Consider the following 15,995-nt stretch of genomic DNA (forward strand, 5'->3'; position numbering starts at 1 on the left):
CGCGTGTGTTATTCCGCCCAGATTGAAGCTGACTACAAAAGATTTGTCCGGATGTTCGGTGCCACCATCGATATCCGCGAATTCGCGCGTCTGTACTGGGAACGCGCTGAGGGACGACTGAAGGCAAAGATTCCGAAGGCGATGGACGACGCATTTGCGAATCCGCAGAGTGACACCGAGGTTGAAATCAAGCGGCTTATCGACCGGTACAACGCGGACCAGTCGAAGTCGCTTGAGGCAGAACTCTTTAAACAACGCTCGCGGCTGGTCGCAGCAGAGCGAACGCTGCAGACCAAGCAGACGAAAGCTGCGGCTGGGAGCAAGCGAATTGCTGGCGACAAAATCCAAGCCGCGCTTGGGCGAATTGACGACATCAGGCGCACGGAATTGCTTCCCCGCGATTCGCGGATTTTCCCCGGGAACTACGCGCCGGTGCTCATTCAGGAGAACGGCCGGCTGGTCGTTCGTCCGATGCGTTACCAATGCCGAATCGCAGGAAAGCCGGCCAGCTATGATTTCAAGTACCCGGGAACGTACAACGCCCGATTAGACAGTCTGGAAGGTTTCTGGAAACCCCTGTTCGGTTACTCGCACGGTGTGCTCATTGTCGATTCGTTTTACGAAAACGTTAAAAAATCGAAAACGGAAGGACGCGTGCTGGCCGACGGAGAAGAGGACGAGAATGTCGTTCTGCGGTTCACCCCGCGCGATGGAAGCAGAATGTTTGTCGCGTGCTTGTGGTCAAAATGGTCGGCCCCGGGTGAGCCCGACCTGTACAGTTTCGCAGCTATCACCGACGAACCGCCGCCGGAGGTCGCCGCGGCCGGACACGACCGATGCATTGTTTCTATAAAGCTCGAAAACGTCGCTTCCTGGCTCAATCCGAATCCGAAAGACCTTGCTGCTCAATACGCCATACTCGAGGACAAGGTGCGTCCCTTCTATGAGCATCAGCTTGCCGCATGACGCGGGTTGCGGAGAATGGAAGGCCTAACCCTGGTACGCGGAATCGTCAACGCTCGGGATGGCATTGAAATCCGGTTTTGCAAACCATTACCCTGCATCAGGCTCACGCCATGTGCGGCGAGGAAATCTCGCATTGGCTTCGGCCGAACGGATGAGAGTAGCGGCCGAGTCCCCGCGTCTGGCCCATCGGGAAAGTCCGTTGGCAGCCGTGACTCTTGGCATCGGGGTGGCGCAAGGGATAGTGCGTAGTCCGTCGGACGTTGCAGAACTATTCGCACGGGCGGACTCGGCTCTCTACATGGCGAAGCGAATGGGCAGGAATCGCGCGCGTATTGCGGATGACCAAATGCGCTTGCGTGGCTTCCTCAGGCTGGCAGGGTTCAGCAGCTAATGTCGATTGTGCAGACGCATTGAAACCGCGCTGAAAAATCGCATGCATATGCGAGTTGACCGGCTGGAACCTTTATCGCTATTTGTTCTGGATAAGTTTCAGGACGTTTCTGGCGTAATTGGAAATCGAATCGTTAATTGTTAAGTCAATCCGCATAAAATCACACGCAGAACAGCCGATATTTCCTGATATCAAACCAGTATTTCTCTCTGTCCATATTGTCCATTATTTCGTAGAATTGCGCCGGCGGCTGCCATGTAATAGAAGATGACGCTATGGGTGCGCAAGACATAATCGGACTGACGGCTCGGGGGCTGATGCAGCAAGGGCGGCTGCTGAAACTGGATAGTCCATTGGGCGATAATATTCTGGTGCCTCAGCGCGCCATCGGCCGGTCACGTCTTGGGCGTAACTTCGATTTCACAGTCGAGGTAATGTCGACGTCAGGGGCCATCGAGCTTAAATCGCTTATCGCCCAGCCGGTTACACTCTGGATTCAACAATTCGACAAGGCGTACCAGGCCCATCACGGCTACGTCCATACCGTACGCCGTCTTGGCTCCGATGGTGGCATCACAAGCTTTCAGGTAGAGCTCTCATCGTGGCTGCATTTTCTGCGCTTTCGCAAAGACGCCCGTATCTGGCAGGATAAGACCGCCGACGAAATACTCACGGACGTATTCAATCAGCATCCGCAGGCGCAAGGGGCGTTTCGGTTCGTGCTGCAGAATCCGCTGCCGCAGCGCTCGTACTGCGTGCAATACGAAGACGACTGGAACTTCTGCCATCGTATGATGGAAAGTGAAGGGCTGTTCGGCTGGTTCGAACAGGCGGTGGATGGAAAGTCGCATACTTTCGTCATCACCGATAACACGTCGTCGCTGAACGCGCTCTCGCCGCAAAAGGTGCCGTTCTATCGCGCCGGAACTAACAGCGAAACTGACTCACTGGTGCATTGGGCGGGCACCCGTACGCTGCAAAGTACGACGCTCACCACTCGCACGTTTGACTACAAGTCGCCAGCATCCACCTACAACCCTAAAGGCACGAGCGTGCCGACGCGCGACACGCAGGGGAATCTGCCCGCGCACGCCGAGGTATATGAATACACGGGCGCATATACCTATGGCGAGCAGCAGCACGGCGACCGGCTTTCCACCATCCGGATGGAAGAGTGGGAGTCGCGTGCCAAGCGTTTTCACGGTTCAGGCGGAGTACGCAGAATTGATGCTGGACGCTGGTTCGAACTTGTCGACCATCCGGCGCACGAAGGCGACAGCGAGCAGGACCGGCAGTTCGCGATTATTGAAGCCGTCTGGTACATCGAAAACAACCTCCCGCTTTCCAGCAGTGCACCTGACTTTCCGCACAGCCTGAAGCGGCAGCTCGCTTCCGTGCGGACAGCCAATGCCGGCGTGCAGGATGCGCTGACCATCCCGCACGATGATGGAAGCGACGGATTCTTCCTTGTCGAAATTGACGCGCAGCGCAGGTCCATCGCGTTCCGGAATCCGCTCGAGCATCAGAAGCCGTCGATGCATCTGCAATCCGCGACGGTTGTCGGGCCAGCCGGTGAAGAGGTCTACACAGACACGCTCAACCGCATCAAGGTGCGGATGCATTGGGACCGCCTCAACGCTGGCGACGAGACGGCTTCATGCTGGGTGCGTGCAGCGCATTCGGATACGGGCGGCGGATATGGCGGTGTCCATGTCCCGCGCGTCGGTGAGGAAGTCATCGTCGATTGGGTCGGCGGCGATTGTGACCGACCCATCGTGACTGGAAGGGTCTACAACGCCGCAAAGAGCCCGCAGTGGCATTCGAACGGAATTCTGTCGGGATACCGCTCCAAGGAGTATCAGGGCAGCGGCTATAACCAGCTGGTGTTCGACGATGCCACGGGCCAGAGCCGCGTGCACTTGTACTCGTCCAGTACCAATGCACATCTGCATCTGGGCTATCTGATTGCGCAGACAGGCAACATCCGAGGGTCATATCTCGGAAGCGGATTCGACCTGAAATCGGATGCGTTTGGCGCTGTGCGAGCCGGGAAAGGCCTGTATCTCTCGACGCATCCTGGTACGGGGGCAGCCACTCAGCAGCTCGAAGTGCAACCGGCGCGTCAACAGCTCGTGAACGCGGAAAGCGTGCTGGAAGCGATGTCCGATGCCAGCACGACGCATCAGGCGGGAAGTCTGAAGGACGGGTACGACTCGCTGAAAGCGTTCACCGATGCGACACAGGACAGCGTGAGCGGCACGTCCACTTCCGGTGGAAACACGGCTGGCGGCGGCACGGGCAACGCGAACGCGTTCAAGGCGCCGCTCATGCTGTTCGCGAGCCCGTCCGGCTTGGCGATGTCGACGCAGCAATCGGTTCACGTCGGCGCGAATGAACACGTGAATCTCGTCAGTGGACAGAGCACGCATATCGCGACCGGAAAGTCCCTCATCGCAAGCGTTGCCGAAAGCCTCAGTCTGTTCGTGCAGAACGCGGGCATGAAGCTGTTCGCCGCCAGGGGCAAGGTCGAAGTCCGTTCGCATTCGGATAACGTCGAAGTCACCGCACAGAAGACGGTCAAGCTGCTCTCGGCCACAGACAACATCGAGGCGGCCGCGAAGCAGGAGATATTGCTCACGTCAGGCGGCGCCTACATCCGCATCTCCGGCGGCAACATCGAAATCCATGCGCCCGGCAAGATTGACGTCAAGGGCGCACAGCATGGATTCAACGGGCCCGTTCAGGGCAACTACGACCTGCCCGTGCTGCCGACGGGCGACCTGCACAACAAGCTCGAACTGAATCTCGTCGATGACGCATTGAAACCCGTGCCGAATGCACCGTACAAGGTTGTGTTCGAGAACGGCGGCACGATGACGGGCACGCTCGACGCCAATGGCCACGCGGTGTTGCACGACGTGCCGACGGGTGGCGCGAAAGCGTTCTTCGGCGAGGATGCTCGTCAGTTCGCCCAGCAGCCATTGCCCGCCGCGAAAGATATTGTGCCGGACGACGTCCTCAAGGAACTGCACGCAGCCGGTCACGACGGCATCGACGGCGACAATCTCGCGGGCCTCTTCAACCGTTTCTCAGGTCGCCCCGACATCACATGAGCGATACCAACCAGGAGGCGATTGAAGACGCCGTCGAACAGATTGGCCTGTCGATGGCAGCCAACGCGTTTCCGCTCTTCTACGTCGGGCAGAACATCTACGACACGACGGAAAGCGTCTGGACCGTCTGGAACAGCCGCGACAGCACCGATGAGATGGTGAAAATCGAGGCGGGTATCGACCTCGTGTTTGCTGTCGTCGGCTGGGTGCCCGTGGTCGGTGCAGGTGTGAAGCGCACGTTCCGGCTCGTGAATCACAAGTCGGATATTTATGGGCCGCTGTTGTTCGATATTCTTCGGCTCGTTCTTCAGCGTGCTGGCGTGCAGACGAGTCCCGAGGCGCTTGTCGACAAGTTGTTCGATGCGTCAGGGCTGAAGGCACTGCTGATAGAGTCTCGCGACCACATCGAGAGGTCTTGGATATTCAAGGAAATGCCAGTCGCCGCGCAGGCAACGTTCCGGCAGGCGCTCGTGTGGGTCGAACAGAGCTTACCGTACTGGCTCTCGCAGTTTGTCGAACGTAAGCTGTTGCACTGGAAGAAGAAGCAGCCGAATTCATCCGCCGAAAGTACGCTTGAGCGGCGCAAGGAAACGGACAAGCCCGGCAAGGTCGGAGTCGAGGCCGAGCAGGGGCACAACCGGCCGGTTTCGACGCCGTCGACAGGTGTGGTGAATGCGAAGCTTGCTGTCGCGGATATCACGACGGGTGTCACCGGTATTCTGGGCGAACACATCGCGGACTACTACTGCTACGAGACGCTGGGTTGGGGGAAAGGCTGGGAGGCGCATGACCAAGGGTTACTCGGGAAGTGGTCGCAGGCGCCAAGCGCAGAGGTGCCGGGAAAGCTGAATGACCATGGCAAGCTGAACAAGCTGTTCGACCTGCGTCCGCGTGGTCACGGGATTGACGGCGTCTGGCGCGCGAATCCGGTGACGAACGAAGGGAAGCGGTTTGCAATCGTTGAGGCGAAGTCGTCGAAGGTGGACAGGCCGATGCGAAATCCTGACGGCAAGCGGAGCATGGCCAGCAAGCTCGGCACAGCGGCATCGCGAGTGAAAGATGAAGTTCGGCCGAATGCAGACGAGTTGCTGGAGCCGCCAAGCGAGCAAGGAACCTCACATGCGCCGTCCGGCGGTGGGAAACCCGGCGGAGGTAAAGGGCCGCCCGGCAAGCGCACGCCAGCACCGACCGACCGAGTCGGAAGTGCTGACGCGAGGGCGTCTAAGGGCGCGGTTGTGCAGATGAGCGATGATTGGGTACGTCAAAACTTGCCGAGCGCAGTGGGAGATAGCTTGTCGAGAGAAATTGATTCCAAGGGCTATGCTCGCCATATCCTGTACATTCCGTTCTATCTACCGAGCGCGGTTGCTCACGAGACCGCGTTGCTTCAAGGCGATGAGCACGGGCATCATGACCACAATGTACCCATCACGCATCACTACCGAGAAGAAGAGGTCGTAGCGGCAGTCAAACGCAAGTCAGCGACGCTTGGCAAACAAACCCTCTGAATTGTATATGGACGATTTCTTGACGCGCCGGCGGCAGCGCTTCCTCGCCGAGGGCTACTTCCTGTGGTTGAAAGATTTCCTCACGGAGTCAGTCGCCTTCTGGACAAGCACACTTCCCGCGAATGGCACCGAAGCTGAACGGCAGGCCGGCGCAGCGTGGCATCGCGCCACTGATAGATTCAGGCTGACACTCCTTCGATACACTGGAGGTGAGGATATTCTGCCGATGCGCAGCGAACTGGAGGCTATTGTCGTCGCTTACGAGGAATATGCCACGTTAAGGCGGGTCGCCCAAGGTGATGCGACGTACCCTCCTTTCATGTTCGGCGAACTCGGCGACTACGAGCAAGCCATGCAATTGCTCAGCTTGTGCCACCTCCTTCATCGCCAGGATTTGCTTCCGAGAATGGCAGCGATGCTGGACCCTTTCTATTGTGCACAGGACACGCTCTACGAGGACCTGTTGGCATATGGCATCGAGGGAAGGTTTGACGTAGACAAGTGGTATCACGACAAGCCATACCGCAATCTCATCAATGGCTTCTATCGCGACACTGAGCAGGAGAGCGTCGAAGACCTGTCGCTGTATCTCGATAACTGGTATGCGGATATGAAGAGTGCGCCCTGGTATCGCGATAGCCATCTGAATCAATCAAAGGCTGGCGGGAGCTATGTCGGCTATTGGGCGATAGAAGCTGCTGCTGCTGCTTACCTCCTCGAACTTGATGACACGGCTCTACGTGAGCAAATCAGCTACCCGGGAGACCTCGTCACCTTTGCTCGCGAATTTGACGAAGTCGAGTCTCAGGCACCAACGGCTGATATCACCACTATAACCGTCCGTACAGGCGAAACCTGCCCCGAAACGGGGATATGGAAAGCGCGCGGCCACAACGTTCCCGGTGTGCTGGTCCGAAAGGGAGAGCGTATGCCTGAGGTGTTCGCGCCTGACAGGCATGGCGTGCTTCGTCCACAGCCAACTGTGTGGGACTACGAGCGAAAGGCTTAACTGACGCTGCTATGTCGAGCGGCTATCACCCGTTGCAGCGTATCCGGCGAAGGCGAGCTGGTAAGCATTGCAGACGATGATGGAGGCCCTTATTGAAGTCATGCAAGTCCGGCCTACAATGAGTCGTAGGAGAGTTTCTCTAGATGACACTTTATTTCCGATTCGACCTTCGCGCACAGTCCGAGTTGCTCACGTTTCTGGTCATTTCCCATCTCGCAACAAGGCATTCGACAGGCCAATGGATGTCAGTTGAAAATGCCGTGGAGTCATCGTTATTCTGGCCATCGGCAAAACCGAGCGATGACGACGTAGTCCGACGAGCAATGCTTGCCAGTCGTGCGTTACCGCTGGCGCAAGCCATCGAAACGGAAAGTTCGTTGGTGCTGGACGGATGTACCCTCGCATCGATTTTCGACAGCAACCTAAGGCTCGATTTTTCGTCCGCGGTTTCGCGAAACATTTATAACCGATGCCTCGACCATCTGTTGCACGTCAAGTGGTATCTGTAGCCGCGCCTGCGGAGTCGGCTTTGAGTGACGTGCGAAACTTAATTCCATAAGCAAGAAACTCATATCTGATATCGCCTCGAAATGCGCTCTCGACTGCGAACTTGCCTTGAAGACTCGGCACCTTCGCTAAGTGCATAAACGCGTTACAGCACTGACGTAGCCTCGCCTAACAGAACTTTGATGTGGCATAGTGCGGCTACTGCTAACACAAGAGGGGGAGAAGAATGGCCACGCTAGAAAGCCTACAAGCGAAAATCGCAAAGCTCCAAGCGCAAGCCGAAGCGATTGCCAGAAAAGAGTCGTCGACCGTCATCGCAAAAGTCCGCGACATCATGGAAAAACACGGTTTGACGACTGCCGACATCGAAGCGCATGTCGGCGGCGGCAAGAAGCGTGGCCGCAAGCCGGGTGTCAAGCTAGCGGTAAAGTCGGGCGGCGTCGCCAAGACGAAGTCAGCTACCGGTGTGAAGGGCAAGCTGCCACCAAAATACCGTGACCCGAAGACTGGCGCGACGTGGAGCGGTCATGCACGCCCGCCGCAGTGGATTGCCGGTGTAAAGGACCGTACCAAATTTCTGATTGACAGCAGCTCCGCTGGCTCGGTGGCCGCCGCCAAGAAGCCCGCGGCAAAAGCTGGCGCCTACGTCCGCGGCCCGCAGCCGGCAAAATATCGTGACCCAAAGACTGGAGCAACCTGGAGCGGCCGCGGCCCCGCGCCCGCATGGCTCGCCGGCGCCAAGGACCGCACGAAATTTCTGATTGCAGGTGCGGGCGAGGACACGGCAGAGCCGAAGTCCGCGGCGGCAGCCACGAAGGCTCAGGCGAAGAAATCGGCCACCAAGAAGGTCGCTGCGAAGAAGAGCGTTGTAGCGGCGAGAAAGGCGAGCGCGAAGACATCTGCGTCTAGGAAGTCACCCGAAAAGAAAGGGACTGCGAAGAAGGCGGTGGCGGCTGCAAGCAATAAGTCGCCGGTGGAAAAAACCCCACAGAAGGGCGTGACCGCGGCTGCTCCAGTGGCCGCAGTCGAATCTGGCGCCGAGTTGACGACCTAAACGTAGTTGTCAGGTGCCGGTGGACCAGCGATTTTTTGGTTCCGCCGGGTACACAAAGCGGACGATGTTTTATTGCGCCTGTGCTGCCTGACGTTGCGCGGCTTGCTGTTGCGCATGCTGCTTCGCGAGGTGCCTGCCGACCATGCAGCCACCGACCGCACCAACGACGGCGTGGTGCCCCGCGTAATGTCCCGCGACCCCGCCGACCACCGCGCCCTTGAGGCAGCCTGCGGCGTTTGCCGTGCCTGTCGTTGCGAACACCAGCGTCATTGCAATCAGGGATATCTTTATCGGGCTAGCTTTCATTCGAAGGTGCTCTAAGGTTGTATTTTGGGGATGTGGTTGCTACCGGCGTCGCTTCAATAGCCACCCCAGTGCTCGCGCTCACGCCATTCCCGGCGGCGCCATTCCCGTTCACGCCACTCACGACGCTCACGCCATTCGCGAGCACGCCAGTCGTCGTCACCGCCGTACACGACGGCGACCGGCGGCGGACCGTATACCGCAGGCGGCGGAGCATACACCACGGGAGGCGGCGGTGCGTACACTGGCTCTGCCGGCGCATAGACTCCGACCGGAATACCGATGCCTACGCCAATGTCGACGTGTGCCGACGCGGCGGTGGACGCTGCCAACGCGGCTAGACCGAGCGCCGCTCCGAAAATCTTCTTGTTCATGTTGGTACTCCTCGCACGTGGTGTGCAATGTCAGTAACTACGGCTCGGAGTGTAGGAGGCGATGCGGGACACATGTGAAACGGCCGTGCGAGATTGGTAACGCGACATTACCGGCGACAGGGAACCGCTTGGCCACAGCCGTCTTGCCCTGCAGCTGCGTCATGTGGCAGATGACTGGTTATCTCGTCAACGGTCACGTGAGATAAGTCGAGTCCGTCGTACCGCACCATGTCGATTGCTTCGATGAGTGACCGGTCCGGAAAGATGCGTCGGTTCCGCTCATCTTTTTTACCATATCGACGCGTCATGGCGACTTGAGCATGCCCCATCAGGGCGCGGCGGACATCCTCTGGAACACCGGCAGCGGTTGCAGCGTCCTCAAAGCTATTTCGGAAGGAGTGGAATACGCAAGCAGCGTCGTTCACGACGTACTTGTCGATGTATCCATTCACCCAAGTCGAGAACATATGCGTTTGATTTCCCTTGCTCCCAGTCCTGAGCGACGGAAACAGTGGTTCGTCGTCAGGTCTGCCTGCCCGCTGCGCGAGGAAGTACTCGATAAAGCCCAATCTCTCGAGTTCGCGATGTAGTGGCAGTTCCCGGAGGCCAGCAGCCGTCTTGCTTCGCCCTACGCGCAGCCAGTATCGGCCAGAGCGCTCGCTCAGCGCTCCACACACGAGACTGCCGGCCTCTTCGAGCCGCATGCCTTCAAAAACGGCAAGCAGCGGTAGCCAGAACGCGGCATCGCCGCCGCCTTTTGCGGGTCGCAGGCCACGGGTGTGTACTGGGCCGTCGAAGAATGACTGCAATTGCGGAATCGACAGTGACTGATACGAGCGGACAGCCTTCTCGGATACCTCGATTTTCACTGATTCAAACGCGAGGCTCACGCTGAGCGGTATGCGGTTCTCGGCAGCTGCTGTCTTCAGTATTGAGCGCACGAGCGAAAAACTGGATTTCGCGCGTGCTCGGGACAGATGAGTCAAAAGCGCGGACCGGAAGAGCATTGCGTCGGAAAGTGTCAGGTCGCACGGGCTTTTATCGCCGGTGCACCCACGTAGCCTCTTGACTGCAAGGGCGGCCTCGTATCGGCTGGCAGTCTTTGGTAGACGCGCCGCTTCCCACGTTGCTTGCATTACGCCCCATTCGTCCTCGTCCAGCGCGCCGGCGGGCGCTTCGGGAGACGGGATGTCGGCGCCGTTCAGTCGAGCTAGCCTAATTCGCACGAGTTCAAGCTCTTCGCGAAGGAAGCGCTCTACAAACGAAAGCATTGCGGGCACTGATGTTTGCGACCAGTCGACGCTTTCCTGTTCCAGCAGGGTGCATGCCGCGGGCCACGCGCATCCGAGGTCGTTCAACGCGATTTGGTCGATGAGAGCCTGCTCGCGATTCGCGAGGTTGGTTCTGGCCTGAACGAGCGTGTCCGGCTCCAGTGTGCGTCGCCATGCATCATCGCGTGCGAGTACGGCAGCTCGATGCCGACCAAGCAGGCGCGCTGCCATCGAAGGATGGAATCGGTAACGCTGAGACGTGCGGCCTGAATTCCTGCCCCGCGCATCGCCTCTCGCCGCGCCTGGCTGCTCGATTTCAACTGTCGCCTGCGTTGAAGGGGTAAAGCGGAGCCCGCAGCAGATTGCGTCTCGGTACTGGTCAAACATCTTTGCCAGCTCAGTACAGTTGTGTCGACCGGAAGTTGCAAGACTGCTCGCGTGACGCAACAGTTCCTCGGTCTTCGAGTGGAGCGCGCCGGCTCTCGCTGCGACCTCTGCGGCATCCTGTGTTCGCAGCGAGCAGATAAACTCCCGGCGGCCAAACTGTCGGCGAAGCGACTCCGGAATTGACCTCCGGAAGTACGGCACACGCGAGTCCCGCCGTACCAGGACATGTGATTTCTGCGGCATTTGGCGCTCCGACAGGCCGAATCGTAGCTTTAGCTCCCGTCCGAAAGGTCCGCACTGCTGCAAGTGCTCTCGTGAATGTTTTACTCACTCGCGCTCTCTCAATTTTAGCGATGCACCGGTTGCTTGTCGACTGGCTACAAGGTAGTCAACGCCCACATATCCGAGACAAAAGGTAGCGCAGAGTCCCAGGGCAAGGTGACTCTTCATGCTGTTTGCAGAAGCGTACTCTTAAAGTTCTCCAAGATGCCGCCGTAAGAGCGATTTGACGGACATTGGTCTTAGCGGCAGCTCGAAAGCGTCCACAATGCTGACCGACAATTCGCTTACCGCTTATCGAGAGTGGTCGCGTGGCGTTGGCCAAGACCAGGTGGTAGCCGTCAATTTCTTGAGTTTCGGTCGACACCCCACAGGTGACCAATCAAACAGAGGGTTTTATGCGTTACTTCGCGGTCCCGGAGTTTTTAGATGGCGAAGTAGGCCAAAATCCCGTTTACCTTGACTGTGTCTCTGAAAAGACATTTTCCGTGATGCGGCGAGTTGGCGGGCTAGCTCAATTGTCCTCTGAGCAGGCGGACGAATACATGGGTGCCGTCCTCGAGGTCGGACCCGATTCAATCGAGCCAAGTCTGCTCAACAAAGCCAGCAACGCGTCCACGAGGACGTGGTTAACGTTCATGGTCTCCGACGTACGGGATGAAGACGGCCAAGTCAACATTCCGGCGACCTTCATTTCGCTCGGGCCGGCGCCGATTGAAGGGGAAGCCGTTACTCTGTTTATTTCACGGCCGGAGCCTCTCGACTCCGAGACTCAAGCCGCCGTCGAACGAGTTTTTGATGCATCAAGGCTAGCCTTGCGGTCGTTCGAGCGCTTTACAAAATTGCTTGAAAAATTGTTTGCTCCCGAAGGCCGACGGCATGTCGTCGCCTATCATGTGGGCCAGGGTAATTGCAACGCGGTGGTCGACGAGTACGAGCATCCAGTGTTGTTCTTCGACTTGGGGTGGCCCATCCAAACCAACATAGCTGGTGCACCAAACCCGCCGCCGCGGCTTTTCGACGTCGAGACTGATGCTGGTCCTGCACCGGTTGTGCTTTCTCACTGGGACTGGGACCACTGGGCCTACGCACTGGAAAGTTGGCGCTACGACAGGAGTCGAGGCGCTCCTGTGGTGAAATGGAAACCTACCGCTCTCGACCGACCTTGGCTCGTACCAGCGCCGGAAAAAGCTTCCAAGCTGGGACCGAGCCACCATCTTCTCATTCTGAAACTCTACCAGCAGCGTTTCGAGGGCCGTAGAGCGTTACATTTTTGGCCAAGAGGAAAGACGGTCTGGGAAACCGAAAACTTAACACTTGTAAAGTGCGCGACCCAAAAAAAAAGACGTTTCATATCGCAACAATTCGGGGTTGGCCATGGTAGTGCGTATCGATGATGGGTGGAAGAGGGGGCTCGTGTTACTTCCGGGAGACTCCGAATTCGACAGCATCCGGTTCGACCAGGTAGGCTCATGGGACCACCGGCGAATTGTCGGGATGGTAGCTAGCCATCACGGCGGCAAATTGAATGTCTTCGCCATTCCGGAGACCACTGCCTCAGATGCACGCCTAGTCATTTCCTCGGGCAAGAATCGATACGGGCATCCCAACCGCCGCATGCTGGACAATTACAAATTGCAGGGGTGGCACGACCAACAGCACACTGATGCTCCTCCTCGACTGTCAAGGCTACACGGAGCCCGACATGTCGGCGCCACCCTTGTTCAGCCTGAGAGCTTTGATAAGCCGCATTGCGAATGCGGAGACATTCCCGAGGCATGGATGTCGCTCGGCATTTAACCAACATTATCTGCAGCTGGATACCCCCATCGAAAAGAGCTGCCCTACGCAGCACGCGGTCAAATGTGACCACCGAGCTGAATCACTGAGCCGAGTGCCGGGCGATGAGGCTTGCTGGCAAGTTCCGAGTGTCTTACATCGAATATGTGCTTCAACGTCCGAAGCCGACTGGCTGTCTAACAAACTGCGCGTCAAGATTCGTAACTGAACCGCTGACGGGGGCGACGTTCGGCTTTATCTCTGCCTAAAGGTGGCTAGGACGCTTGCCGTTAAACAGCTGCAACAAAGATTCGAGGATTGCGAGACAGGGAAGCAAAGCGCACCACTATCGCGAGAAGAGGCGGACCGCAGACAAAAATTAGGGATAAGCATGACATCTGTCACAGTGACCACTTCGGAAGAACTGAAAGAAGCTCAACAAGCAAGTATCGACGAGATTTTCGTTAATGGCGAACTTGCGGGTAAGCTAAAGAATGCGCGAAAGGTTACCGCCCTTGGGGCTGTGGCTCTGGCTGCCATCGGAGCAATTGCGGTAACCGCCATTCCGAGCGGCGGGGCGTCTACTCTTGGACTGGTGCCGGTAGCTGCGCTGACCGGGGTGGAAATTGCCACGATAATATTCGTGGTGACCATAGGGCTAACGACCGTAATCGCCTTATTCCGCGACTACGACGCTGAATTCACCAAGGACGGCGCGAAATTCAAGAAGAAACGGTAGTCAGGATGACAGTGCGGAGCCGTGCATCGGTAGGGAGTTGGCGGTCTTGAGTCTTGGAGTTGAAGTCAGTAACCGAGCTCCGCATTTCTGCTAACCTGCTTTGAGCAGCGAGGTGAGAAGACAAAAGACCGACTGGAGTTCATAATCCAGACTCCATCGGCCAAGCCTCACCCCTATGCATATCTCGAAATTGAGCCTGGTAAATTACCGGAATTTCGCGAACGCGCGACTTCTTTTTCGCGAAGGCACTAATACCATAATCGGGGAGAACGGCTCAGGAAAGAGCAACCTCTTTCGAGCTATCCGTCTCTTGCTCGACGATAACATGCTCCGCTCGGCATATCGCCTTGACGAGGGAGACTTCCATCGGGGACTAGCAGATTGGCGAGGTCACTGGATAATCATCAGCTTGGAGTTCGAGAAGATTGTTTCGGATGAAGCGATACAAGCGCTGTTCCAGCATGGGACGGCGATAGTAGGCGAACAGTACACAGAAAAAGCCACCTACAACCTAATATTTCGCCCGAAGCTGCATGTTCGTCAGCTGCTGTCCGAGCTTGCGGAGGGTGACCAACTAGGCTTAGCCGAGATTCTTGACGGCATCACGATTGACAGCTATGAAGTCGTATTCACCGGTAAGAGCACGGCTGATTTCAACGATTTAACGACCTACAAAAATATCGTTGGCGATTTCGAGGCGGTCAAATTCAGTAAGGAAACGGAGTTTCCGGAACTTGGCATCCGTGTCCCGGCCGTACTATCTGTCGCCAGAGAAGTGTCGTTCACCTTTGTCCAAGCGCTCAGGGACGTTGTTGCAGAATTTCACAATAATCGCGCGAATCCGCTACTGACGCTGTTGAAGGCGAAGAGTGGCCGTATCGAAGCGGACGCATTTGCCCCGATAACTGAGCAGGTAAAAGCGCTGAACGACGCGATTGGTGGCCTCAACGACGTCCTCGCAGTTCGCAGCGACATTTCGCAAACAATCAAGGCGGCGGCAGGGGAAGCCTACTCACCGTCGTCGCTTTCCATCCGGTCGGACCTTCCTGATGAAGCGGACAAGCTGTTTCAGTCGCTGAAGCTGTTCGTCGGAGAATCTGGCGAGGCCTACGAGGGAAATATCAACGAACTGAGCTTGGGTGGCGCGAACCTCATCTATCTCACACTCAAACTCCTCGAGTTCAAATACCAGCAGGAGAAGATGCCGGTGGCGAACTTCCTTCTGATTGAAGAGCCCGAAGCGCATATCCACACGCACATCCAGAAGACGCTGTTTGACCGCCTGAACTACGAAGACACCCAGATTATTTACTCGACCCATTCGGTCCATATTTCTGAAGTCAGCAAAATCCAGAATATGAACATCCTCGGGCGGGAAGGCGGATGCTGCGAGGCGTATCAGCCGGCAACGGGCCTGGAGCCTCGCGAGATAGCCAGTGTTCAGCGGTACCTCGATGCAGTGCGCAGCAACCTCCTGTTTGCAAAGAGCGTCATCCTGGTTGAGGGCGATGCTGAGGAGATTCTCATCCCATCGCTCGTCAAGGCTGTCATGGGTGTAAGTCTCGACGAGCTAGGAATCAGCCTCATCAACATACGCAGCACTGGTTTTCAGAACGTTGGACGCCTGTTCCACGATGACCGTATCCGAAAGCGATGCGCCATCGTCACTGACCTGGATACGGCGATAATCGATACGACTCCGCATGATGACGATAGCAAGGCACTGAGAAAATTCAAACTGCACATCGAAGGTGCTCAGGCGAAGGGCATCGAGCGACAGCTGGCGCTCAACGCGTTCTGCGATGGCAACCGATGGCTAACCGTGTCCTATGCACACCACACATTTGAAGTCGAGTTTATGCGGGCCGGTAACGCGGACGTCGTCATTGGGGTACTTGGTGACGTTTACGTAAGCGCCCACACTATCGAGGAGGCGCGAGCAGAGCTGCAATCGACAGATGTGTCTGTGTACGGCCGGCGAGTGTTGACGATGGCAGCGAACGAGGGGAAGGGCTGGTTTGCTTTGCTGCTCGCAAAAGCCATAACGCCCGCGACCGCGATTCCTCGCTACATTCTCGATGCCTTGGTATTTGCCAACCCGGCGTTGCCGATTGATGTCTGGTTTCGCGTCTTCGACCATCGACTTCGTACTAACTCGAACGCAGGGGCCGACGATGCCGTCATCGAAGAATCTCGTGGGCATCTGGACCGCTTCCGACGTGGAGAAATCGCGCTTGAGCAACTGAACGATGAACTGTTCAAGACCCTACCGGCCGATGCCATCCACGATGTTGTCGCGGCGTTCTTGAGCTGAC

The 15,995-nt window shown here is 57.3% G+C and carries 12 protein-coding genes and 1 pseudogene; 9 read left to right on the top strand and 4 right to left on the bottom strand.

From position 1 onward, the window contains the following. Positions 1-3: 3 nt before the first annotated feature. From H3V53_RS22295 to H3V53_RS22320, 6 genes are all read left to right on the top strand, one after another. Positions 4-966 carry an SOS response-associated peptidase family protein gene (locus H3V53_RS22295; protein WP_336599797.1) on the top strand — a complete coding sequence of 321 codons (963 nt, stop codon included), beginning with the start codon at positions 4-6 and terminating at the stop codon, positions 964-966. A gap of 58 nt (positions 967-1,024) precedes the next feature. Further along, positions 1,025-1,357 (top strand): diguanylate cyclase domain-containing protein, encoded by a 333-nt coding sequence (locus H3V53_RS22300; RefSeq protein WP_176055639.1) that lies wholly within the window; start codon positions 1,025-1,027, stop codon positions 1,355-1,357. Positions 1,358-1,632: 275 nt separating this feature from the next. Further along, positions 1,633-4,470, top strand: a complete 2,838-nt coding sequence (locus H3V53_RS22305) for a type VI secretion system Vgr family protein (protein WP_336599798.1) — start codon at positions 1,633-1,635, stop codon at positions 4,468-4,470. Then, positions 4,467-5,978 carry a hypothetical protein gene (locus H3V53_RS22310; protein WP_336599799.1) on the top strand — a complete coding sequence of 504 codons (1,512 nt, stop codon included), beginning with the start codon at positions 4,467-4,469 and terminating at the stop codon, positions 5,976-5,978. The genes H3V53_RS22305 and H3V53_RS22310 overlap by 4 nt, the downstream gene beginning before the upstream one ends. 7 nt (positions 5,979-5,985) lie before the next feature. Further along, positions 5,986-6,987: a PoNe immunity protein domain-containing protein gene (locus tag H3V53_RS22315; RefSeq protein WP_336599800.1), complete on the top strand. Its 1,002-nt coding sequence runs from the start codon at positions 5,986-5,988 to the stop codon at positions 6,985-6,987. A gap of 733 nt (positions 6,988-7,720) precedes the next feature. Further along, entirely contained in the window at positions 7,721-8,548 is an 828-nt protein-coding gene (locus H3V53_RS22320) for an H-NS family nucleoid-associated regulatory protein (RefSeq protein WP_336599801.1), read from the top strand. Positions 8,549-8,617: 69 nt separating this feature from the next. Here H3V53_RS22320 and H3V53_RS22325 read toward each other — a convergent pair whose 3' ends face one another. The 4 genes and pseudogenes from H3V53_RS22325 to H3V53_RS43685 form a co-directional block, all read right to left on the bottom strand. Further along, positions 8,618-8,854, bottom strand: coding sequence for a hypothetical protein (locus H3V53_RS22325; protein WP_336599802.1), 237 nt, complete (start codon positions 8,852-8,854; stop codon positions 8,618-8,620). A 53-nt stretch (positions 8,855-8,907) separates the two neighbouring features. Then, positions 8,908-9,225, bottom strand: coding sequence for a hypothetical protein (locus tag H3V53_RS22330; protein ID WP_336599803.1), 318 nt, complete (start codon positions 9,223-9,225; stop codon positions 8,908-8,910). Positions 9,226-9,332: 107 nt separating this feature from the next. After that, complete coding sequence (locus tag H3V53_RS22335) at positions 9,333-10,883, bottom strand: tyrosine-type recombinase/integrase (protein WP_336599804.1); 1,551 nt, start codon at positions 10,881-10,883, stop codon at positions 9,333-9,335. 66 nt (positions 10,884-10,949) lie between these two features. After that, positions 10,950-11,126 (bottom strand): annotated as a pseudogene (locus H3V53_RS43685) (DUF6538 domain-containing protein); the annotation flags it as partial. Positions 11,127-11,560: 434 nt separating this feature from the next. Between H3V53_RS43685 and H3V53_RS22340 the strand changes: the two are divergent. The 3 genes from H3V53_RS22340 to H3V53_RS22350 all read left to right on the top strand — a co-directional run bounded on the left by H3V53_RS22340 (position 11,561) and on the right by H3V53_RS22350 (position 15,994). Further along, positions 11,561-12,559: a hypothetical protein gene (locus H3V53_RS22340; protein WP_336599805.1), complete on the top strand. Its 999-nt coding sequence runs from the start codon at positions 11,561-11,563 to the stop codon at positions 12,557-12,559. A 773-nt stretch (positions 12,560-13,332) separates the two neighbouring features. Further along, the gene (locus H3V53_RS22345; RefSeq protein ID WP_336599806.1) at positions 13,333-13,680 is read left to right on the top strand and encodes a hypothetical protein; all 348 of its coding nucleotides are present in this window, start codon (positions 13,333-13,335) and stop codon (positions 13,678-13,680) included. 175 nt (positions 13,681-13,855) lie between these two features. Then, a complete protein-coding gene (locus tag H3V53_RS22350; protein ID WP_336599807.1) occupies positions 13,856-15,994 on the top strand; it encodes an ATP-dependent nuclease in 2,139 nt (712 codons plus the stop codon). Position 15,995 lies beyond the last annotated feature (1 nt).

Source organism: Paraburkholderia bengalensis (genome assembly GCF_037126505.1).
Lineage (GTDB): Bacteria > Pseudomonadota > Gammaproteobacteria > Burkholderiales > Burkholderiaceae > Paraburkholderia > Paraburkholderia bengalensis.

What these genes read in the sequence shown, in the direction of transcription:
- H3V53_RS22300 (WP_176055639.1), top strand. Translation starts at nt 1,025, where the DNA reads ATGGCATTGAAATCCGGTTTTGCAAACCATTACCCTGCATCAGGCTCA.
- H3V53_RS22305 (WP_336599798.1), top strand. Translation starts at nt 1,633, where the DNA reads ATGGGTGCGCAAGACATAATCGGACTGACGGCTCGGGGGCTGATGCAG.
- H3V53_RS22310 (WP_336599799.1), top strand. Translation starts at nt 4,467, where the DNA reads ATGAGCGATACCAACCAGGAGGCGATTGAAGACGCCGTCGAACAGATT.
- H3V53_RS22315 (WP_336599800.1), top strand. Translation starts at nt 5,986, where the DNA reads ATGGACGATTTCTTGACGCGCCGGCGGCAGCGCTTCCTCGCCGAGGGC.
- H3V53_RS22320 (WP_336599801.1), top strand. Translation starts at nt 7,721, where the DNA reads ATGGCCACGCTAGAAAGCCTACAAGCGAAAATCGCAAAGCTCCAAGCG.
- H3V53_RS22325 (WP_336599802.1), bottom strand. Translation starts at nt 8,854, where the DNA reads ATGAAAGCTAGCCCGATAAAGATATCCCTGATTGCAATGACGCTGGTG.
- H3V53_RS22330 (WP_336599803.1), bottom strand. Translation starts at nt 9,225, where the DNA reads ATGAACAAGAAGATTTTCGGAGCGGCGCTCGGTCTAGCCGCGTTGGCA.
- H3V53_RS22335 (WP_336599804.1), bottom strand. Translation starts at nt 10,883, where the DNA reads ATGTTTGACCAGTACCGAGACGCAATCTGCTGCGGGCTCCGCTTTACC.
- H3V53_RS22340 (WP_336599805.1), top strand. Translation starts at nt 11,561, where the DNA reads ATGCGTTACTTCGCGGTCCCGGAGTTTTTAGATGGCGAAGTAGGCCAA.
- H3V53_RS22345 (WP_336599806.1), top strand. Translation starts at nt 13,333, where the DNA reads ATGACATCTGTCACAGTGACCACTTCGGAAGAACTGAAAGAAGCTCAA.
- H3V53_RS22350 (WP_336599807.1), top strand. Translation starts at nt 13,856, where the DNA reads ATGCATATCTCGAAATTGAGCCTGGTAAATTACCGGAATTTCGCGAAC.